We start from the raw sequence: 20,836 nt of genomic DNA on the forward strand, positions 1-20,836 counted from the left end.
AGGGCGATGCGATCATGGCCGCCGCCGATACGCCGGTGCTTCTGCTCAACGCGCCGTTGGTCGCGAACCGGCTGGGCTATCCCGACCTTTCCGGCCTCGACCTGCTCGAAGCCTTCGCCTTCGTTCATCCGGCGCGCTTCTGCGTGCCGACCCCGCGCGGGCTGGCCGAAGCGCTGGGGATGGAGCCGCCCCAAGGCGATGCGGACGTGCCCGAATTCCTCCAGCGCGCGGCGGGCGCGCTGTGCGCGGCGTGCGAGGATCCCGAGTGGTTCGAGCGCGCGGGCGCGTGGAGCGCGCTGCAATCGCTGGAGCGCCTGCGCTGGCCTTGGGCGCAAGTGCTTCGCCCCCACATCGCGCGGCCCGAGCGGGCGGAGAAATGGCTCTTTTCCGCCCTGCCCGAATGGGAGGAAGCGGGCGAGCGCGCCCCGCCCCGCCAGGTCGACCTGCCGTCCGAAAGGGTGCTCGCAAGGCTCGACGAACTGACCGGCGAAGGCGCGGAGAAGCGCGAGGGCCAGCGCGCCTATGCGAGCGATGCGGCGCGCATCTTCGCCCCGCGCTCCCGATCCGAAATGCCGCATATCGCGCTCGCGCAGGCGGGGACGGGAATCGGCAAGACGCTGGGCTATCTCGCCCCGGCCTCGGCGTGGTCTCAGGCTTCGGGCGGAACGGTGTGGGTGTCGACCTACACCAAGAACCTCCAGCGGCAATTGCGCTCCGAAAGCCGCCGGGCTTGGCCGCTGAAGCGCCCCGACGGCACGCCGCCCGTCGTCGTGCGCAAGGGGCGGGAGAATTACCTGTGCCTGCTCAATCTCGAGGACGCGCTGCAAGGGGGCTTTGCGGGCCGCCCCGCGATCCTCGCGCAGCTGGTGGCGCGCTGGGCCGCCTTCACTCGCGACGGGGACATGATCGGCGGCGACCTTCCCGGCTGGCTCGGCACGCTCTTCCGGAAGCGCGGCATCGCCGCGCTCACCGACCAGCGCGGCGAATGCGTCTATGCGGGCTGCCCGCATTACCGAAAGTGCTTCATCGAGCGGGTCGGGCGCGAGAGCGCGAGCGCCGACCTCGTCATCGCCAACCACGCGCTCGTCATGATCAACGCGGCGCGCGGGAGGGACCATGCACAGCGCCCCACCCGCATCGTCTTCGACGAGGGCCACCACGTTTTCGAGGCGGCGGATTCGACCTTCGCCGCGACGCTTTCGGGGCAGGAGGCGATCGAGCTTCGCCGCTGGATCATCGGCCCGGAAAAGAAGGCGCGCGGGCGCAGGCGCGGGCTTTCGGCGCGGCTGGCGGATGTCGCGAGCTACGACGAGGCGGGCGGCGAGGCGATCGACGCGGCGAGCGAGGCGGGCAAGCTGCTGCCCGCCGACGGCTGGCTGCAAAGGCTGGTCGAGGGCGAGCCCTGGGGCCCGCTCGAAGAACTGCTCTTCGCGGTGCGCGCGGTGACCTATGCCCGCGACGAGAGCGGGCAGGAGGCGGGCTACGGCATAGAGACCGAGGCATCGGGCCTGCCGGGCGAGGTGATCGAGGCGGCGGGCGCAGCCGAGGCGGCGCTCGCCAGCATCCGCGCGCCGCTGATCCGGCTGTCGGGCAGGCTCGAGGCGATCATGGCCGACCCGCCCGACTGGCTCGACGCACAGGGCCGCGCGCGGATCGAGGGGGCGCGCCATTCGCTCTCGTGGCGGATCGAGCTGCTGGCGGCGTGGGAAGCGCTGCTCGGGCGATTGGGCGGGCCGGCGGATCCCGAATTCGTCGACTGGCTCGCGGTGGACCGCAACGACGCGCGCGAATTCGACGTGGCGATCCATCGCCGCTGGCTCGACCCGATGAAGCCCTTTGCCCGCACCGTGCTGGAACCCGCGCACGGCGTGATGCTGACGAGCGCGACGCTTACCGACCGGATCGGCAGCGCGCCGGGCAATCCTTGGGAGAGCGCGATTGCCCGCTCGGGCGCGGCGCATCTCGAGGTCGCGCCGATGCTCACGACCGCCGACAGCCCGTTCGACTACGCCGCCCGCGCCGAAGTCCTGATCGTCACCGACATCAGGAAAGGCGACCTGCCCGCGCTCGCCGGAGCCTATGCGCGGATCATCGAAGCGTCGGAAGGCGGCGTGCTCGGCCTGTTCACCGCGATCCGCCGGATGCGCGCGGTCCACGGGCGCATCGCCGACAGGCTCGCGCGGGCGGGCCTGCCGCTCTACGCCCAGCACGTCGACCCGATCGACACCGGCACGCTGGTCGACATCTTTCGCGACGATCCGCGCGCGAGCCTGCTCGGCACGGACGCGCTGCGCGACGGGGTCGACGTGCCGGGCCGCTCGCTGCGCTGCGTCGCATTGGAATCCGTACCCTGGCCGCGCCCCGACATCCTCCACAAGGCGCGCCGCGCGGCGAGCGGTGCGGGGAGCAGTTACGACGACCGCATCATCCGCGCCAGGCTCGCGCAGGCGTTCGGTCGGCTGATCCGGGGCAAGGAGGATACGGGCCACTTCATCGTTCTCTCCCCCGCTTTCCCTTCGCGGCTCCTGTCGGCCTTTCCCGAAGGCACCGCCATCCGCCGCGTGACGCTCGACGAGGCGCTGGCCCGCATCGCGGGCGGGCTGATCGGGCCGGACGAACACGCCGCGAGCGAGAGCGAGGAGGCCCGCGCATGAGCGAGTTCGACGCACCGCTCAGGATCGTCGCGATCGGCGCGTGGCTGGTGCTGCTCGCGCAATATGCAGGCATCGCCATGCGCGCCGAACTGCGCCTGCCGCTGGCGCTCATCGCGCTCGCCAACATCGCGGCGATGCTGGCAGGCGGGGGACTGCTGCTCGCCGGGACCATGGGCGAGGCGTTCGTCCTCGCGCTTGCCGCCTTCGCGCCTTTCGCCGCGTGGCTCGCGGTGCTGCGGCTGATGGGACAGGGGCCGGAGCCGCGCACCGCGCTGGTCGCGGCGCTGGTGGTGGGCGCCTGTTTCGCCGCCGCACGCTATGGCGGGCCGGCGGGCGAGCCCGCATTCTACGCCCAGCGCGTGCTTTCGGCCCTGCTCGCCGCCGACATCCTGCGCGCCGCCATCGCCGGGCGAGTGCGCGAACATGAACCCGCGCGCCGTGCGCTGCGGCTGTGGCTCGCCCCGCTCGCCGCGCTGCAGGCAGGCTATCCCATGGTGGCGGAGATGATCGTCGGGCGCAGCTACCTGCCCGCCCCGCTCTCGCTTGCCGAGGCGGCGCTGACGCTGGCGCTCGCGGTCATGCTCGCGCTCGCCCTGTTCGTGCCGGAACGCGCCGTGCTCGACTGACGCGTCCCTCCCCCTTTACAGCACCCCCGCGCTCGTGTTGGAGGGGTGGGCCGCCGACAAGACTTTGCGAGGGAGCGCGAGAGGGTCATGAAGCTGCTCGGATTGCTGCGCCACGCGAAGTCGGACTGGGGCGATGCGAACCTGCGCGATTTCGACCGCGGGTTGAACGAGCGCGGACGGCGCGGAGCCAAGGCGATCGGCGCGCATATCCGCGATCACGGGACGAAATGGGACGTGCTGCTGGCGAGCCCCGCGGTGCGGGTGAAGGAGACGCTCGCAGATGCCCTGCCCCAGATCGAGCCGGTGTTCGACACGCGGCTCTACCTCGCCAGTTTCGAGACCATCATCGAGACGGTGCAGGGCCACGCCGCCGAGGCCGCAGAGGAAGAGGGCGGGGAACCGGGCGCGGTGCTGGTGTCGGGTCACAACCCGGGGCTACAGGAGCTGATCCTCGAACTCGTCTCGCCTGCCCACGAAACCGACTTCTTTCGCGAGGCCGCGATCAAGTTTCCCACGGCGAGCTACGCCATCCTCGAATGCCCGGTCGAGTCGTGGGCGGACCTGAAACCCCGCACCGCAAAGCTCACCCACTTCGCCCGGCCGCGCGATCTCGACCCGGACCTCGGCCCCCAGCGCTAGGGATCCGGCGCGATGGAAGTGTTCATCGCCCGATATTCGCGCTGGCGCCTCGGCTTGCTGTTCGCGCTCGCCCTGGGCTTCGTGGCGCTCGGGTTTTTCCTCATGTTCGAGACAGGCGATGGCGGGGGTATCGTCATTGGCGGGCTTTCGACCGGGTTCTTCGGCCTGTGCGCTCTCCTGATCGGTCGCAAGGCTTTCGACACGCGCGTACAGCTTCGCATTGACCGGCAAGGCGTGTTCACGCGCGGCTGGTCGGACGGAGTGATCGGCTGGGATGGCATAAGCGAGGTTTCGACCTGGCATCATCGCGGGCAGCGCTTCATCATCCTCTCGCTGGAGGACCGCGCGGTCCATCCCCCGCGACCGGGCCTTGCGGCATGGACCGCCGGGATCAATCGCCGCCTGACCGGGGGCGACGTGCCGATCGCGCTCACCGGCATGGACCGCGGATTCGACGAAGCCTTCGCTGCGATCGAACATTTCCGCAAGGCCGCTAGAGAAGGCTCTTCTGCGTCCCCCGGCCCTTGACCCAGCTTTCGTCGGTCCGCTCGAGCGCGATGTCGCCGCCCCATGCCCGGCACAGCGCCTTCGCTTCTTCGGGAGACCCCTGCACCCATCCCGCGTAGTCCTCGGGCGCGAGGAGGACCGGCATCCGGGTGTGGACGTCCTCCGCCGCGCTCCCCGCGCTGTCCGTCATGACCATAGAATAGCACGCGCCCCATTCCTCGCTCTGCCGCCACACGCCGGCCGCGGCGAAGAGCGGCGCATCGGGCGGGGCCAGCCACGTGCGGGTCTTCGCCCCCTTAGGCCCCTCCGCCTCGGCCCAGCCGGTCAGCGGGATGAGGCAGCGGCGCTCCTCGAAGGAATGGCGCCAGAAGAAGCTATCGAGCTTGTCGGTGCGGCAATTGTTGACCGGCTTGGGCTTAAGCGGCTGGCCGCTCTTGCCCTTCATCACCAGCGGAAAGCCCCAGGTCATTGCCCGCACCTGACCTTCGGCGACGACGAGGCCGGGATAGCCGGGATAGACCTCCTCGCCATAGTTCGCCCCTCCGGCGGCATTGACCGCGTCGAACCACGCCGCGACCTCGTCGGGGTTCTTCGTCATGCGATAGAGGTTGCACATCAGGCCCGAACCTCAGGCAAAGCCCACCACGAAACACGCCGCCGCCATCAGCGCGCCCGCCAGCCGGTTCGAGCGGAAGCGGTCGAGCGGGTTCGCCGGGTCGTCGGCGTCGAGCGTCGCCACCTGCCACACAAGGTGCCCGGCCACCGGCAGCAGCGCGGCGAGCGCCAGCGGATCGGGCCGCAGCAGCCAGAACCCCAAGGCCCAGAGCGCAATGGTCGCCGCATAGAAGCCCGCGATCCCCGCATGGACCCGCGCGCCCATGGCGAGCGCCGATGAGCGGATGCCCACCAGCGCATCGTCCTCGCGGTCCTGCAGGGCGTAGATCGTGTCGTATCCGATCACCCAGCAGATGCACCCGGCATAGATCGCCGCCAGCGCGTCCCAGTTATCGAGCCGAAGCTGCGTCCAGCCGACCAGCAGGCCCCAGTTGAACACCATCCCGAGCCAAGCCTGCGGCCACCACGTGATCCGCTTCATGAAGGGATAGGCCGCGACCAGCGCCAGGCTGGCGAGCGCGACCGCCTGCGCCTGCCAGCGCAATTGCAGCAGCACGCCGAGCCCGACGAGGCACAGCGCGACGAGCCATATCCACGCCGTGCGCTTCGACACTCGCCCGCTCGCCACGGGCCGCGCGGCGGTGCGCGCGACGCTCGCATCGAGCTTCGCATCGACGATGTCGTTGTAGACGCAGCCCGCCCCGCGCATCGCGATGGCGCCGACGAGGTAGAGGCCGAGCAGAACCCCCAGCGCCTCCCACGGCACGCCGTATCCGGCGAGGAAGGTGCCGAAGGCGCAGGGCCAGAACAAAAGCCACCACCCGATAGGCCGGTCGAAGCGCGCAAGCTGCGCAAGGTCGCGCGGCAATTGCGGCAGGCGCTCGACCAGCCCGCGGTGCTGGGAATCGGGAACGACGGTCTCGCTCATGCCCCCTTCCTACACATTCGCCCCGCTCAGGCGAAGGCGCGAATGGGTCCGGCGGATGCGCCAAAGTTCGCGCCGGTCATACGGGGGAGACCAAAACGGTTTTTCGCGCGTTGGACCGGCCCGCGGCGACTCCAACTCCCTCGCCCCCGCCTGTTGGAGTCGCCCCCGCCCCCTTCACGCCCCCGTTCCACCGCCAACGTGTAGGAAAGCCCTTTCCCAGCGCGGGGATGACGCGGGGCCGCGCGCGGGCTAAGGGCGCGCCATGCCCGCGCCCCCCGCCCCCCGTGTTCCCGCCCCCCGCACCCCGGCATGGCCCCCGAAAAGCGCCCCGCGCCTGTTCGTCGAACCCGCGCTTGCCGCGGGCGAGCGCCGGGTGATCGAGGGAAACCCCGCGCATTACCTCGCCCGCGTCATGCGCGTCGCGCCCGGCGATGCGGTCATCCTGTGCGACGATGAAACCGGCGAATGGGCCGCGCGGGTCGCCGACGTGGACAAGCGCAGCGTGACGCTCGAAATCGCGGAGCGCCTGCGGGAGCGCGAGGACGTGCCCGACCTGTGGCTCTGCCCGGCGCTGCTCAAGAAGGACCGCTTCGACCTCGTGCTCGAAAAAGCGACCGAACTGGGCGCCGCGTGCATCCGGCCGGTCCTCACCCGCCGCTGCGTCGCGGACAAGCTGAACCCCGAACGCGCCCGCACGATCATCACCGAGGCGGCCGAGCAATGCGCGCGCACCGCCCTGCCCGAGCTTGCCGAGCCGGTGAAGCTCGACGCGCTGCTGGCGGACTGGACCGAGGACCGCGCGCTGTTCTTCGCCGACGAGGAAGGCGGCGAGAGCGCCGCCGACGCCTTCTGCTACCACGACGGGCCAGCCGCGATCCTGATCGGCCCCGAGGGCGGCTTCGACGAGGCCGAGCGCGCCGCCATCCGCGCCCACCCCGCCGCGCGCCCCATATCGCTAGGCCCCCGCATATTGCGCGGCGAAACCGCCGCCATCGCCGCGCTCGCGGTGTGGATGGCGGAAGCGGGCGACTGGCTGGACGAAGACTGACCCTGCACAAATAGGGCTTTCCACGAGCAATTCCGTTTTCTAGGGCAACGCATCGGGAGAGCCCATGAGCACACGCGAAACGTCCAGCGCCGACGAACCTGTCATCGAGGGGATGGACGATCTCGTCGCGCCCATGCTGCGCGGGGAAAAGCCCGCCGCCGACTGGCGCATCGGGACCGAGCACGAAAAGCTCGTCTACAAGCGCGACGATTTCCGCGCGCCGTCCTATGACGAGCCCTGCGGCATCCGCGACCTGCTCATGAACCTCACCGAATTCGGCTGGGAGCCGGTCGAGGAAGGCGGAAACGTCATCGCGATGAAGGGCGAAGACGGGACGGTGAGCCTCGAACCTGCCGGACAGCTCGAACTCTCGGGCGCGCCGCTTGAAAACCTCCACCAGACCTGCGCGGAAACCGGGCGACATCTCGAGCAGGTCAAGAAAGTGGGCGAGCGCTGCGGGGTGGGCTATCTCGGGCTCGGGATGTGGCCCGACAAGACGCGCGAGGAACTGCCCGTCATGCCCAAGGGGCGCTATGGCATCATGATGCGGCATATGCCGCGGGTCGGCAATCTCGGCCTCGACATGATGCTGCGAACCTGCACGATCCAGGTCAATCTCGACTACTCGAGCGAGGCGGACATGGTGAAAAAGTTCCGCGTCGGCCTCGCGCTGCAACCGCTGGCGACCGCGCTCTTCGCCAATTCGCCTTTCACCGAAGGCAAGCCCAACGGCTACCTATCCTATCGCAGCCACATCTGGTCCGACACCGACCCGCACCGCACCGGGATGCTGCCCTTCGTGTTCGAGGACGGCTTCGGCTACGAACGCTGGGCGGAATATATGCTCGACGTGCCGATGTATTTCGTCTTCCGCGACGGGAAATATATCGATGCGGCGGGCCTGTCCTTCCGCGATTTCCTCGAAGGCAAGCTGTCGGTCCTGCCCGGCGAGCGCCCGACGGCGAGCGACTGGTGGGACCACCTTTCGACCGCTTTTCCCGAAGTGCGGCTGAAAAGCTTTCTCGAAATGCGCGGCGCGGACGGGGGCCCGTGGAGCCGGATCTGTGCCCTGCCCGCGCTGTGGGTCGGCCTGCTCTACGACCAAGGCGCGCTCGATGCGGCGTGGGATCTGGTCAAGGACTGGTCGATGGAGGAGCGCGAGCGGTTGCGCAGCGAAGTGCCGCGCCTTGCGCTCGACACGAAGCTGCCCGGCGGCACGGGCACGATGCAGGACCTGGGCCGCGAGGTGCTGAAAATCGCGCATGGCGGCCTTGCGGCGCGCGCGCGGCTCAATTCTTCCGGGGACAACGAGACGGGCTATCTCGAGACACTGGACGAGATCGTGGCGACCGGGAAAGTGCCCGCGCAGCGCCTGCTCGACGCTTTTCACGGCGAATGGAACGGGGACGTTTCGCGGGTCTACAAATATTCGTTCTGAAGGAGGGGGAGAGGCCATGCTGATCGTGCTGGCGAAAGCCAAGGTGGGCGAAGGCGCGCTGGAGGCCGCGCGCGCGGCGATCGCGGCGATGGTCGAGGCATCGCGGGCGGAGGAAGGCTGCATCGAATACAGCTTCACCACCGACGTGCTCGATCCGGCTTCGATGCACATCGTCGAGAAGTGGAAGGACGCAGACGCGCTCGCCGCGCATTTCGCAACGCCCCACATGGCCGCTTTCGGCAAGGCTATCGCCGGGCTCGATGTCGAGATCGTGGAAGCGATCCGCTACGAAACGGACGACGGCGCGCCGGTGATGTGACTTATTCGGCGGGTTCTGCCACAGCGCCCCGCCCGCCGCTTCCTCCCCGCCCGAAGGCGCGCGCCAGCCTTGCGAGCGGCGCGGTGACGAGGCCGCGCTGCTCCATCCACGCGTGATAGTCGCGGTATTTCGCGTCCTCGGCCAGCAGGTGCGCTTCCTCGGTCTTCGCGCGCCAGTAATAGATCGCGTTCACCACCAGCAGGAACACCGTGTTGCGGATCGCATCGGCGGCGGAATTGCTGGTGACGAGGAAGGGCATGACGGTGAACCACCAGAACAGGTTCTTCGACAGGTAGGCCGGGTGACGGGTGAAGCGATACGGCCCGTTCGTCAGCACGCCGCGATAGGTGAGATTGGAAAAGCGGATGCCGAAAGCGACCGTCGCCCAGGCATAGACCAGCGTGAGCGCGACGATGATCCCCGCCCACAGCCACAACAGCGCGGGCTGGCCTTCGAGCCAGTAGCCCCAGCCCGCGACATTGCGTTCATAGGAGAGGATCTGGTTGGAATTGCCGATGATCCCCCACACGAAGGGCGGGTAGCACAAAAGCGCGGCGATCCACCCGCCGAGGAAGGGATTGCCCGAACGGATATGCGCATCGAGCGGGCGCAGGGTGAACAGATAGCCCACGGTCCCGATCTGCACGTCGACGACGAACAGCAGCGCGACGAGGAACATCGCCAGATCGACCGGATTGCCGAGCATTGCGCCCGGCTGCGCCTCGACCACCTGCGCGAAGCCTCCGGGCAGGATCGAGATCATGAAGGCGCCGAAAAAGCCCTTGATGATCCACGCGCGCCAGTGCTTGGCGAGCTGCGCGCGCTCCCACCCGGCGCGCCCGGCGATCATCGCGCCGAAATGCCAGGTCGAATCCCTCGGCTCCACCATGAAACGGTCGAGCCACAGGACATAGGGGACCGAAAGGACCATCAGCGGGACGAGCGCGGCGGCGAGGACTTCCATCGCGAAGAGGTAGGAGCCCTCCCAGTACCAGCGGCACAGCGCATAAAGCGCGGCGAGCCCTGCGAAGGTCGCCCACAGCCCCACGAGCTTGACGACACTCACCGGCCATGTCTCGGCGAGCGGGCGCTTCAGCGACCAGTCGATGCCGGTCGAGGGGCGCAGGTGAACCTTGTCGACCAGCACGGACCACGCCGCCATCGGCCCTGCGGTGAAAAGCATCGCGGCGAGCGCGGCATAGGGACCGGACAGGACCCCGCGCGCGCCCGACAATTCGCCCGACAGGCCGAGCGTGTCGGCGATCAACGGATAGGAACGGCAGAAGAGAATCCAGCACGCAAGGCCGATAAGGCCGGCAAGGCCCACGCCGGGCGACACGTCGCTTTGCGGCAGGCGCGCCGGTGCTTCACCGGGCGCGGTGGGGGAGGATTCGCTGCTCATCGCAGCGCAGAGCCTTAGCGCGAAGTGGTTAACGACCCGCTCAGACCCTCACGCTGCCGGTGCGCGCCTCATTTCCAGGCGTGAATCGTCCCGCTGTCGTCGAGCACGTAGAGGAACCCGTCGGCGACGATCGGCGGCAGGCTCACCGGCTCGTCGATGTCGGCGAACATCTGCGCCGAGCCTTCGCCCACCGAAATCCGCCAGATCTCCCCGCGGCTGCTCGCCACCCACAGGTTGTTCCCGGCAAGCACCGGGCCGGTCCAGAAGATCGGGTCCTTCTTCTTCTCCTCGTTGCGATAGGCGGCAAGCTGGGTGATCCAGCGCACCCGCCCTGAAGAGCGCGCGATGGCGAGCAGGCGCGCATCGTCGGTGAGAGTGAAGATCCACTCGCCCGCGATCGCCGGGGTGGAGATCCCCGCGAGCGTCAGTTCCCAGATGCGCTGGCCGGTGACCAGTTCATAGGCCGCCATGCGCCCGCCCTGCCCGAGTGCATAGACCCGGCCCGAATCGATGATCGGGTCGGCGTCGATGTCGGTCAGCGAGGAGACCTGCGTCGAGATATTGGTCCGCGCGAGCGCATCGGCCCACAGCGGCCGCCCGTTCTCGTAGCGATAGGCCGACAGTTCGCCGGAGGAATAGCCCGCGATCACCGTGCCCTGCCCGGCCGCCGGCGCCGCAACGCCGAACACGCCCGACTGCGTCGCCGAACCCGATTCGTCCCACAGCAGTTCGCCATTGCGGGCATCGAGAGCGAGGATCTGGTTGTCCTGCGTCATCACGTAGACCTGCCCGAAAGCGATGGTCGGAGAGCCGCGCAGCGGCCCCGCGGGCTTGACCTTCCAGATGCGCTCGCCGGTCGCCGCGTCCTTGGCCTTGACCTCGCCCACGCCATTGGTCGCGTAGAGCACGCCGTTGTCGTAGCTCACCCCGCCGCCGAAGGCCGAATTGCGCAGGTTCTCGGCCAGTTCGTCCTCTTCCTTCGTCCACACGGTGCTGCCCGTCTCGTGATCGAAGGCGTGGATCACGCCCTCGGTGTCCTCGACGAACAGCAGCCCGCCGCCCACCACCGGAGCGGCGGCGAGGCGGCGGCGTTCGTTCGCGCCGGCGATCTGCGCGGTCCAGCGCTTGGTCGGGTTGTCGGCGAGCGCGAGGTGGCCGTAGCTCTTGCTGGCCGAGCCGCCGACCTGCGGCCAGTCCTCATTGGCGCGCGCGGGCGGCAGCACGACGCTGATCCCGGCGAGGTCGGGGTCGACCTTGGTCCCGCGCTCGATCCGCGACAGGATCGGCGTGCGTTCGCCGATGGTGGGCGTGGTCTTCTTGTCGCCGCCGCCGAACAGGCCGCCGCTGCAGCCCGTCAGAACCGCCGCCAGCGCGCCGACCAGCAGCGCGCCCCTGATTGCCGTTTTTCTCATCATCCGTCCGTTCATTCCTTGCGCGGGCAGGCTTTCGCCTTCGCCGTCCTTGCCGTGGGGCCGCGCGGCCAATCCCCCGCCGCGCGTGCCACGACCGTGTAACCCTATTCAGCCGCCTCGCCATCCTCGGCGGGCAGCGCGCCCTGTTCGCGCAGCAGCGCCTCGACATCCTCGATCGCATCGACGCCGAGAATCCCGGCAAGCTGCTGGGCGCGGCGAGTGAGCGTTTCGGGCAGGTCCTCGTCCCTGGCGATGGTGGCGAAGATCTCGCCCGCCTTCTCCCGCTCGCCCATTTCGAGATAGGCGATCGCGGTCAGTTCGGACGCGCTGCCGTAAAAGGTGCTGCCCGGCTGGGCGAGCGGTTCGAGCGCGGCGATGGCCTCGGCCGGGTCGCGCTCGTCGAAATTGCTCGCCACCGCGCGCAGGGTGGCAAGGTCGCGGAAAGGCTGCGGGACCGCCTCGTCGGCGGCGATCGAGGTGAACAGGTCGACCGCGCGCGCGGTGTCGCCCTGTTCGAGCGCGGAGCCCGCCTGCACGAACAGCGCCGCGGTGCGCGCACCGGGCGACCCGTCGGCGATCAGCGGCGCGACCTGCTCTTCGGCGGCGGCGAAATCGCCCGCCTCGACCGCGTCCAGCGCGGTGATGATCGTCTCGGACTGCGCCTCGAGCTCGCTCTCCTGCAGGTTCTGCCAGTAGAGCCACCCGCCGAAGGCCGCGAGCAACAGCACGATCACCCCCGCGAGCGTGGGGCCGTATTTCTTCATGAAGACGGCGGCATCGTCCTGCCGCACGGCCTCGTCGATCTCGCGGATCAGAACCTCGTCCTCGGCCGAAGGGGTCGGCGCGCCGGGGTCTTCCGGTTTCGTCTTGTCCGTCCTGGAGGGAGTAAGCGCCACTTCGTCGTTGTTCCTCGTCACCGCGTGCCGGGCCGTCCCGGCTGGGCGGCGGCCACGACCTGTGTTTCGCAATCCTGCGGGTCTTTAGGGGCGCGCGCCGCCTTCCGCAATCCCGCCTGCCGGAGCCTCGCGCCCTTTCGCTCACGGCGCTTGAACCGGCGATGAAGCTAGATTTCGCGGCCCATCGCCTCGCCGTAGAGGCTGCGGTAACGCGCGATCATGTCCGCCTCGTCGTAATGTTCGCGCGCGCGCGCCCGATTGGCGGCGCCGATTTCGGCGGCAAGCTCGGGCTCGGCGGCGAGGTCGGCGAGCATCTGGCCCAGCGCCTGCCAGTCGTTCGGGACCGCGATGAAGGGCCGGTTGGGCTTGGCCACCATCGCGCGGATGTCGCCGACATCGGGCGCGGCAACGGGAAGCCCGGCGGCCATCGCCTCGACCAGCGAGAGCGGGAACTGCTCCGACCGGCTCGACAGGGCGAAGATGTCGATAAGGCCGATCACCTGCGCGGGGTCGGGGTGGCTGCCGGGCAGGTGGACGCGGTGGCTGATGTCGCATTCCTCGGCGACGGCGCGGATATGGTCGCGCTCCGGCCCCTCGCCGATCACGACGAGATGCCATTCCTCGCCCAGCGTGGTCATCGCGCGCACGAGATGATCCAGCTGCTTGACCGGGCGCAGCCCCGCGAGCGTGCCGACCCAGCGCTCGCCCTCGCGCTTGACGACGCGGAACGGACCCGGCTCGGGCGGGCGGGCGAAGCGGGCGGTGTCGATGCCGTTGGGAATGCGCGACAGGCGTTCGCCCGGCACTTTCCACGTGGCCTGCGCGATGCGTTCGAGCCGCTCGCTCGGCACGACGATCCGCCCGGTGCGGGTGAAGGCGATCCGGCGATACCAGTTGCGCCGGGTTTTCAGCGCCTCGACCTCGTCCTCGTTGAAGCCGTCCTCGTGGTGGATGAGCGGCGGCAGGTCCAGCGCGCGGGCGAAGACGGTATGCGCCATGACCGCGTCCATCGCGCCCCAGTTGTAGGTGAGGACGAGATCGTAGCCTTTCATCGCCTCGGCAATCGCGACCAGCCGCCCGGGCGAGGGGAAGCCGGTGAGCGCGGGGAAATCGGTCGGGAAAGCGACTTTCACGCCGCGCTCGAGATGCGCCTTGGCCCCCGTCTCGCCCGGCTCGGCGGAAACGATGGCGTGTTCGAGCGCGCCTGCAAAGGCGTTCATCAGCTTCACGCTGCGCAGTTCCTTGCCCCCGGCCGCGAAGGTCGAGTGGCAGTGGAGGACGCGCGGGCGGCCCGCGCCGTTGCCGGCGGCGCGGCTCACGTGACGCGGGCGAGCAGCGCGTCGATGGCGGCGCGCGCCTCGGGCTCGTCGAGGGTCGGGGCATGGCCGACGCGCGGGACGGTGACGGTCTCGAGCTGCGGATTGAGCTCCTTCATCCGCGCCGCGGTGGCGGGCGAAATGAGGTCCGAGAGCTCCCCCATCACAAGCAGCATGGGCACGCCCGCCAACGCCTCGAACGCGCTCCACAGGTCGGCAGGCGCAGCACCGCCGGGCTTCGCAAAGGGTTCGGCGATCGCCATGTCGTAATCATAGCTGATCCGCCCGTTCTGGCTCACCACCATGATCCGCTTGGCCATTTCGAGCCATTGTTCGAGGTCGTAGTCGGGGAACGCCTCGCCGTGCACCTCGCACAGCGAGCGCGCGGCGTGGATCCACGTGGGGTAGGAGCGCCCCTGCCCGACATAGCCCGAAATCCGCTCCAGCCCTGCAGGCTCGATCTGCGGGCCGATGTCGTTCAGCACCGCGCCCGCGATGCGGCTCCGGCCCTCGTCCGCGTCCTTGTGGGCGAGCAGCATGGTCATCAGCCCGCCCATCGACGTGCCGATCGACACGAACCGATCGACCCCCTGTTCGGTGAGCAGCTTGTCCACGTCCGCGACATAGGTGAGCGGGTTGTAGGTGTCCGAATCGGGTGCGTAATCGCTCATCCCCCGCCCGCGCATATCGGGCACGATAACCCGGCGGGTTTCGGCGATATGCTCGGCAAGCTCGGCGAAATCGCGCGCGTTGCGGGTGAGCCCGTGGAGGCACAGGACCGGGGTTGCCTTCCCGCCTTCGGGGCCGGGGTAGTCGCGGTAATGGAGGGTAAGCCCGTCGGGGCTGGTCCAGCTGCCATCTTCGTAAGGTGCGGCCATGGGGGCGATTTCGTCCTTCGTGTCTCGTGCGCCTTCGCGTCGCGTTTCCCCGCGCATAGGCCCGCCAGCCGTGCTTGCAAGGGGCGAGACGCATCGCCACTATCGCGCGGATGGACGAGAACAGGCAAGCAGCGCGCTATCGCCCGGACCCGGCGATCGGGGAAATCGCGGACTTCATCGCCGACCCGGTGGCGGCGGCGGACTTTCCCAAGGCCGAGGTGCGCTTCCGCAACGACCGCGCGGCGGGAGAGGTTGGCCTCGCGGGGCTGTCGGACGAGGAATGGGCGGCGCATTTCGGGCGGTTCGAGCCGCTCGACCGCAACCTGCCGCAGCCGCTCGCGCTCAAATATCACGGCCACCAGTTCCGGGTGTACAATCCCGAACTGGGCGACGGGCGGGGGTTTCTCTTCGCCCAGATGAGAGGAGAGGACGAGCGCCTGCTCGACCTCGGCACCAAGGGATCCGGGACCACGCCTTACAGCCGCGCGGGCGACGGTCGGCTGACGTTGAAAGGCGCGGTGCGCGAAATCCTTGCGACCGAAATGCTCGAGGCGCTGGGCGTGAACACCTCGCGCACCTTTTCGGTTGTAGAGACGGGCGAGCAGCTCTGGCGCAACGACGAGCCCTCGCCCACCCGCTCGGCGGTGATGGTGCGGCTGTCCCATTCGCATATCCGCATCGGTAGCTTCCAGCGCCTGCTCGCGCATGAACAGGCGGACGAGATGGAGCGGCTGGTCGAATACTGCCTCACGCACTTCCCCGGCCCGCCCCCGCCCGAGGATGCCCCCGCGCGCGGCGAGCCCGCGATCCGGCTGATGCACATGGTCGTCGAGCGCATGGCCGACCTTGCGGCAAGCTACATGGTCGCCGGATTCGTCCACGGCGTGCTCAACACCGACAACATGAACGTCACCGGCGAAAGCTTCGACTACGGCCCGTGGCGCTGGCTGCCGCGCTGGGATCCCGAATTCACCGCGGCCTATTTCGACCATGCCGGGCTCTACGCCTTCGGCCGCCAGCCCGAGGCGATCCACTGGAACTGCGGCCAGTTCGCGGTCGCGCTGCGCCTGCTCGCCGACAGCGACCCGCTGGTCGCCGCGCTGAACCGGTATCCCGACCTCTACATGGCGGCGGTCGCGCGGCGCTGGTGCTGGCGGCTGGGTGTCGCACAACGCGGCGCCGAGGCCGACGGCGCGCTCGTCGCGGCGTGCGAAAAGGCGATGCGCGAAAGCGGCGAAGGGCCGGATGCCTTCTTCTTCCGGGTGCGCACCGCGCTCGCGCAGGGAGAGCCGCCCGCGGACCTCGCCGACGCGCTCGAAGGTTACGCCGCGACCCCGAGCGACCACCCCTACTGGTCCGACCCCGCGCCCCAGTCGATGCTGATCGAGGAAGTCGAGGACATCTGGTCCGCGATCGACGAGCGCGACGACTGGCAGCCGCTGATGGACAAGGTCGCGGCCTTGCGGCGCATGGGCGAGGCGCACGGCCCCGCACCTGTCCCGGCCGGGCACACCCCTCCATCCGGCGAGGCCCCCGACCCCGCCTGAGCCCTAGCTTTTCGCGCGGCCACGGGCTAATTGCGCCGCGCAGGACATTGGGGGCAAGACCACTCGCGATGAGGGCGGCCCGAAGGCAGCGAGGGGCATGAGCGAAACGGCGATCCTGGTCTCCACCGCACCGGCGACGGGCGAGGAAGTGTGGCGCGGCGAACACTCCGACGTCGATGCCGCGGTCGGCCGCGCGCGGCGCGCATGGTCCGAATGGGCCGCGCGCCCGCTCGCCGACCGGATCGACGCGCTGCGCCGCTTCGCCAACGCGGTGCGCGACCGCGCGGATGAATTCGCAGAACTGATCGCGCGCGAGGCGGGCAAGCCGCTGTGGGAAGCGCGCACCGAAATCGACGCCGTGATGGGCAAGGTCGACATCTCGGTCCAGGCCTATGCCGAACGCACCGGCAAGAAGAAATTCGACAGCGGCATCCAGGGCACGGCGGCGGTTCGGCACAAGCCGCATGGCGTGCTCGCCGTGCTCGGCCCCTATAATTTCCCGGCCCACCTGCCCAACGGCCACATCGTGCCTGCGCTGATCGCGGGCAATGCCGTGCTGTTCAAGCCGTCCGAAAAGACCCCGGCCTGCGGGGAAATGCTGGTCAAATGCTTTCACGAGGCGGGCGTGCCCGAAACCGTCGTCCAGCTCGTCATCGGCGGGCCGGAGGAAGGCAAGGCGCTGGTCGCTCATCCGGGGATCGACGGGGTGCTGTTCACCGGCTCGGCGCAGGCGGGCATCGCGATCAACCGCAAGCTTGCCGCGAACCCCGCGAAGATCGTCGCGCTGGAGATGGGCGGCAACAACCCGCTGGTCGTGATCGACACGCCCAAGCTCGCCGATGCCGCCGCCCTGATCGTGCAGAGCGCCTTCACCAGCGCCGGCCAGCGCTGCACCGCCGCGCGGCGGCTGGTGGTCAAGGACAGCGTCTACGACAGCCTCATGGCCGAACTCCTGCCGCTCACGAAGAGGCTGGTGGTAGGCGACCCGCTGGGCGATCCGCAGCCCTTCATGGGGCCGGTCATCGACAACGAAACCGCCGAAAGGCTCACCGAAAGCTTCGTCGCGCTGATGACGGCGGGGGGCAAGGTGCTCGCCCATATGCGCCGCACCATTCCCGACCGGCCTTTCCTCACCCCCGGCATCATCGACGTGACCGACATTCCCGACCGGCCCGACATCGAACTGTTCGGGCCGCTGTTGCAGGTCATCCGCGTGCCCGATCTCGATGCCGGGATCGCCGAGGCGAACAACACCCGTTTCGGCCTGTCGGCATCGCTGATCGGCGGGGGGCCCGAGGATTACGGGCGGTTCTGGGCGAACGTGCGGGCCGGGATCATCAACTGGAACCGCCCGACCAACGGGGCATCCTCGAAAGCGCCCTTCGGCGGGATCGGCCTGTCGGGCAACCACCGCCCGGCCGCCTATTACGCTGCCGATTACTGCGCCTATCCGGTCGCGAGCACCGAGATGGACCAGCCGCGCGCCAATATCGGGGTGGGCCTGAAAGCCGACGACCTGAAGCCCTAGAAGCTCACTCCCCCTTCACCGGCGCCACCAGACCAGATCGACCGCGCTCATCCCGCCCGGTCCGGGGCGCACGGCGACGATCAGGTTGCCCTCGACTCCATCTTCGCCCTCCCCGTCCGCCGCGGCGAGCGAGCGTTCGGGCTCCTCGAAGAGCTTGGGCGACAGGCCCGCGCGGGCGGCGCGGGTGACATGGTATTGCAGCGCGTCCTCGGCGGCTGCGGGGGTGAGATAGCGGATGACGCGCGCCTCGCATCCCGCCCCGCCGCCCGCGGCCTGCTGCACCATGCCGTGCGGCATGATCCGCGCCGCATCCGGCAGGTCGGCGGCGAAGGCGAATCCTTCGTCGAGCCGCTCGGCGCAAGCGGCGGGCGCGCCCGCAGCCTCCAGCATGGCGGGGGCGGTGCGCGCGTCGGCAAGGCCCGAGGGGCCGGGATGGGCCGCCGGGCTCGGCAGGTCGGGCACGGAGCCCTCCTCGAGCAGTTCGAGCCGCGCCGCCTCGCGCGCGGCGAGCGCGGCCTCGTCGCTCCGCGTGAGGGGCGGGAGCGCGTGGCTTGCGGGGATGGTGACAGCGGCATTGGCCTCGTTTCGCCACGACAGGTCGGGATCGACCATCAACGGATCGTTGAGCGCCGCGGCGAGCAGCGGGTCGGCGGTGAGCGGGTCGCGCGCCGGTGCCTCGTCCTGCGAACCGCAGGCGGCGAGCGCGAACAGGGGCGCAAGGGCAAGCGGGGCGAAGCGCCGGATCATGCGAGGCGCTTGGCACGAGTCCGGTTAACATCCCGCCAACCACGGGGGGCTCGTTGAAGGGGGCGCGCGCGCGAAAACGCCCCCGCCTCCCCGAAGGAAGACGAGGGCGCCTTCTCACGGCCGGTGGAAGCCGCGCCCGGACCATTGGTGGGATGGCCCAAGGACCTGGCAGGATGCCCGTTCGCGGGTGCCTGCAATCTCGTCCTGTTCAGGTTTAGAAGGTCTTGGCTGAACGAAGCTGCATCGCCTGCGACAGGCGCGGTTCATTTTGCGCTCCAAGCAATCCGCTTGCGCGAGGGCGCGGCGCGGCCTACCTGCCGCGGCTCCATGAATGCGTCTTCTCCCGATACCGCCAGCAGCACACCGTCCGGCCTTCCCGCCGCGCTCGGCGCCTATACGATCTGGGGCTTCCTGCCGCTCTACCTGCTGCTGGTGCGCCACATCCCGCCGTTCGAATTCGTCGGCTGGCGGATCATCTGGACGCTGCCGCTGTGCCTGCTGATCGTCGCGCTGCGCCGCCAGTTTCCCGCGCTGCGCGAGGCGGTGAGCAATCCGCGCACCATGCTCGCCCTGCTGGCGAGCGCGACGCTGATCGGGGTCAACTGGTTCGTCTATATCTGGGCGATCACCCGCAACGAGGTCTATGCCGCGAGCCTCGGCTATTATCTCAACCCGCTGTTGAACGTCCTGCTCGGCACGCTGGTGCTGGGCGAGCGATTGAGCCGCCTGCAATGGCTGGCGGTCGCGGTGGCGGCGGTGGCGGTCGCGATCCTTGCGGCGGGCGCGATCACGACGCTGTGGATCAGCCTTGCGCTCGCCATGAGCTTCTGCCTCTACGGGCTCGTGCGCAAGCAGGTCGCGGTCGCCTCGCTGCCGGGCCTCACGATCGAAAGCGCGCTGCTGCTGCTGCCCGCCGCCGGCATCGCCGCGTGGTATGCGCAGACGCCCGCGGGCTCCGCCTTCGGCACGGATCTCGGCCAGAGCCTGCTGATCGTCTTTTCGGGCGTGGTGACGGCGGTGCCGCTGCTGCTCTTCGCGATCGCGGCGCGGCGGATGGAGTATTCGACGCTCGGCTTCATCCAGTATCTGGCGCCGACCATCGTCTTCCTTCTGGGCCTCACCGTGTTCGGGCAGGAACTGCGCCCGGTGCAGCTGTTCAGCTTCCTCCTTATCTGGAGCGCGGTGGCGATCTTCACCGCCGACCTGCTGGCGAAAAGCCGCCGGGCGAAAGCCGCGCGCAGCGTGGCCGCGCGCTAGGAGGCGACCCGCCAGCCGAGCGTCTGCCCGCCGTGGAAGGGCACGATTTCGGCCCCGGCCAGCGCCAGTTCCTCCGCCACGCGCGTTTCGGCGCGTTCGAGCGTCACCGTCTCCTCGTTCACCGGCAGCTTGTAGAAGGCAGGGCCGTGGAGCGAGGCGAAGCCCTCGAACCTGCCCAGCGCATCCTCCTCGTCGAACACCGCGAGATAGCTTTCGAGCGCGTGCGGCGCGCCGAAGATACCCGCGCAGCCGCAAGCGCTTTCCTTGTCGTGGCGGAAATGCGGGGCGCTGTCGGTGCCGAGGAAGAATTTCGGGCTGCCCGAAGTCGCCGCCGCGCGCAGGGCGATGCGGTGCGTCTCGCGCTTGGCCACGGGCAGGCAGTAATTGTGCGGCTGGATGCCGCCCACCAGCATGGCGTTCCGGTTGATGTGAAGATGCTGCGGGGTGATGGTCGCGGCGACATTCGGCCCGCAGCCGGTGACGAAAGCGACCGCGTCGGCGGTGGTGATGTGCTCGAACACGACGCGAAGCTTCGGAAAATTCGCGACGATGTCCTTGAGATGCCGCTCGATGAATTCGGCCTCGCGGTCGAACACGTCGATGTCGTGATCGGTCACCTCGCCGTGGATGCACAGCACGATGTCCTCCGCCTCCATCCTCTCGAGCACGGGGTAGATGCGCCGCACGTCGGTCACCCCGGAGGCGGAGTTCGTGGTGGCATTGGCCGGATAGAGCTTGGCCGCGGTGAACACGCCCTCGCCCGCGCCGCGCGCAAGGTCGTCGGCATCGGTCGTGTCGGTGAGATAGCAGGTCATCAGCGGCTCGAACGCGATCCCTTCCGGCACGGCGGCGCGGATGCGGTCGCGATAGGCGGCGGCCATCTCGGTGGTCGTGATCGGCGGAGTGAGGTTCGGCATCACGATCGCGCGGGCGAACTGTCGCGCGGTGTAGGGAACGACGGCGCGCATCACCTCGCCGTCGCGGAAATGGAGGTGCCAGTCGTCCGGGCGGCGGATGGTCAGCGTGTCGGTCATGGGCGACGCCTTACGCCCGCGCGCGGGGTCTTTCCAGTGGCTTGA

At 69.3% G+C, this 20,836-nt stretch carries 19 protein-coding genes; 10 read left to right on the top strand and 9 right to left on the bottom strand.

What is annotated here, in order from left to right; all coding sequences use genetic code 11:
* Positions 1–14 precede the first annotated feature (14 nt).
* The 4 genes from G9473_RS08025 to G9473_RS08040 all read left to right on the top strand — a co-directional run bounded on the left by G9473_RS08025 (position 15) and on the right by G9473_RS08040 (position 4,447).
* On the top strand, positions 15–2,654 hold the full coding sequence (locus G9473_RS08025) for an ATP-dependent DNA helicase (RefSeq protein WP_291138334.1): 2,640 nt from the start codon (positions 15–17) through the stop codon (positions 2,652–2,654).
* Positions 2,651–3,280, top strand: a complete 630-nt coding sequence (locus G9473_RS08030; protein WP_291132199.1) for a hypothetical protein — start codon at positions 2,651–2,653, stop codon at positions 3,278–3,280. Before G9473_RS08025 ends, G9473_RS08030 begins: the two co-directional genes overlap by 4 nt.
* A gap of 87 nt (positions 3,281–3,367) precedes the next feature.
* On the top strand, positions 3,368–3,919 hold the full coding sequence (locus G9473_RS08035) for a histidine phosphatase family protein (protein ID WP_291132202.1): 552 nt from the start codon (positions 3,368–3,370) through the stop codon (positions 3,917–3,919).
* 12 nt (positions 3,920–3,931) lie between these two features.
* Complete coding sequence (locus G9473_RS08040) at positions 3,932–4,447, top strand: STM3941 family protein (protein ID WP_291132205.1); 516 nt, start codon at positions 3,932–3,934, stop codon at positions 4,445–4,447.
* Here G9473_RS08040 and G9473_RS08045 read toward each other — a convergent pair.
* Together G9473_RS08045 and ubiA are read right to left on the bottom strand one after the other, a co-directional pair.
* Complete coding sequence (locus G9473_RS08045; RefSeq protein WP_291132208.1) at positions 4,413–5,042, bottom strand: SOS response-associated peptidase; 630 nt, start codon at positions 5,040–5,042, stop codon at positions 4,413–4,415. The genes G9473_RS08040 and G9473_RS08045 overlap by 35 nt on opposite strands.
* Before the next feature lie 12 nt (positions 5,043–5,054).
* Positions 5,055–5,969: a 4-hydroxybenzoate octaprenyltransferase gene (gene ubiA / locus G9473_RS08050; RefSeq protein WP_291132211.1), complete on the bottom strand. Its 915-nt coding sequence runs from the start codon at positions 5,967–5,969 to the stop codon at positions 5,055–5,057.
* Positions 5,970–6,231: 262 nt separating this feature from the next.
* On the opposite strand from ubiA, the gene G9473_RS08055 reads away from it, so the two are divergent.
* The 3 genes from G9473_RS08055 to G9473_RS08065 all read left to right on the top strand — a co-directional run bounded on the left by G9473_RS08055 (position 6,232) and on the right by G9473_RS08065 (position 8,774).
* Positions 6,232–7,017 carry a 16S rRNA (uracil(1498)-N(3))-methyltransferase gene (locus tag G9473_RS08055; RefSeq protein WP_291132213.1) on the top strand — a complete coding sequence of 262 codons (786 nt, stop codon included), beginning with the start codon at positions 6,232–6,234 and terminating at the stop codon, positions 7,015–7,017.
* 64 nt (positions 7,018–7,081) lie between these two features.
* Positions 7,082–8,455, top strand: coding sequence for a glutamate--cysteine ligase (locus G9473_RS08060; RefSeq protein ID WP_291132215.1), 1,374 nt, complete (start codon positions 7,082–7,084; stop codon positions 8,453–8,455).
* 16 nt (positions 8,456–8,471) lie between these two features.
* Positions 8,472–8,774, top strand: a complete 303-nt coding sequence (locus G9473_RS08065; protein WP_291132218.1) for a putative quinol monooxygenase — start codon at positions 8,472–8,474, stop codon at positions 8,772–8,774.
* Position 8,775: 1 nt separating this feature from the next.
* On the opposite strand, the gene G9473_RS08070 is transcribed toward G9473_RS08065, so the two are convergent.
* The 5 genes from G9473_RS08070 to G9473_RS08090 all read right to left on the bottom strand — a co-directional run bounded on the left by G9473_RS08070 (position 8,776) and on the right by G9473_RS08090 (position 14,678).
* Positions 8,776–10,176 (bottom strand): DUF1295 domain-containing protein, encoded by a 1,401-nt coding sequence (locus tag G9473_RS08070; protein WP_291132220.1) that lies wholly within the window; start codon positions 10,174–10,176, stop codon positions 8,776–8,778.
* A gap of 68 nt (positions 10,177–10,244) precedes the next feature.
* Positions 10,245–11,591, bottom strand: coding sequence for a PQQ-binding-like beta-propeller repeat protein (locus tag G9473_RS08075; protein WP_291132223.1), 1,347 nt, complete (start codon positions 11,589–11,591; stop codon positions 10,245–10,247).
* Between the two features lie 101 nt (positions 11,592–11,692).
* Complete coding sequence (locus G9473_RS08080) at positions 11,693–12,505, bottom strand: tetratricopeptide repeat protein (protein ID WP_291132226.1); 813 nt, start codon at positions 12,503–12,505, stop codon at positions 11,693–11,695.
* Between the two features lie 146 nt (positions 12,506–12,651).
* Positions 12,652–13,803 (bottom strand): glycosyltransferase, encoded by a 1,152-nt coding sequence (locus tag G9473_RS08085; protein ID WP_291132229.1) that lies wholly within the window; start codon positions 13,801–13,803, stop codon positions 12,652–12,654.
* Positions 13,800–14,678: an alpha/beta hydrolase gene (locus G9473_RS08090; RefSeq protein ID WP_291132232.1), complete on the bottom strand. Its 879-nt coding sequence runs from the start codon at positions 14,676–14,678 to the stop codon at positions 13,800–13,802. Before G9473_RS08090 ends, G9473_RS08085 begins: the two co-directional genes overlap by 4 nt.
* A 110-nt stretch (positions 14,679–14,788) precedes the next feature.
* Here G9473_RS08090 and G9473_RS08095 point away from each other — a divergent pair, with 110 nt between their 5' ends.
* Both G9473_RS08095 and astD read left to right on the top strand, forming a co-directional pair.
* Entirely contained in the window at positions 14,789–16,225 is a 1,437-nt protein-coding gene (locus tag G9473_RS08095; RefSeq protein WP_291132234.1) for a protein adenylyltransferase SelO family protein, read from the top strand.
* Positions 16,226–16,322: 97 nt separating this feature from the next.
* A complete protein-coding gene (gene astD, locus G9473_RS08100; RefSeq protein ID WP_291132237.1) occupies positions 16,323–17,753 on the top strand; it encodes a succinylglutamate-semialdehyde dehydrogenase in 1,431 nt (476 codons plus the stop codon).
* 15 nt (positions 17,754–17,768) lie between these two features.
* Here the strand turns inward: astD and G9473_RS08105 are convergent, their stop codons facing one another.
* Entirely contained in the window at positions 17,769–18,500 is a 732-nt protein-coding gene (locus G9473_RS08105) for a hypothetical protein (RefSeq protein ID WP_291132240.1), read from the bottom strand.
* A 327-nt stretch (positions 18,501–18,827) separates the two neighbouring features.
* Here G9473_RS08105 and rarD point away from each other — a divergent pair, with 327 nt between their 5' ends.
* Entirely contained in the window at positions 18,828–19,757 is a 930-nt protein-coding gene (rarD, locus tag G9473_RS08110) for an EamA family transporter RarD (protein ID WP_291132242.1), read from the top strand.
* Here rarD and pyrC read toward each other — a convergent pair.
* A complete protein-coding gene (gene pyrC / locus G9473_RS08115) occupies positions 19,754–20,791 on the bottom strand; it encodes a dihydroorotase (protein ID WP_291132245.1) in 1,038 nt (345 codons plus the stop codon). The genes rarD and pyrC overlap by 4 nt on opposite strands.
* Positions 20,792–20,836 lie beyond the last annotated feature (45 nt).

It is taken from the genome of Erythrobacter sp., assembly GCF_011765465.1.
Classification (GTDB): Bacteria; Pseudomonadota; Alphaproteobacteria; order Sphingomonadales; family Sphingomonadaceae; genus Erythrobacter.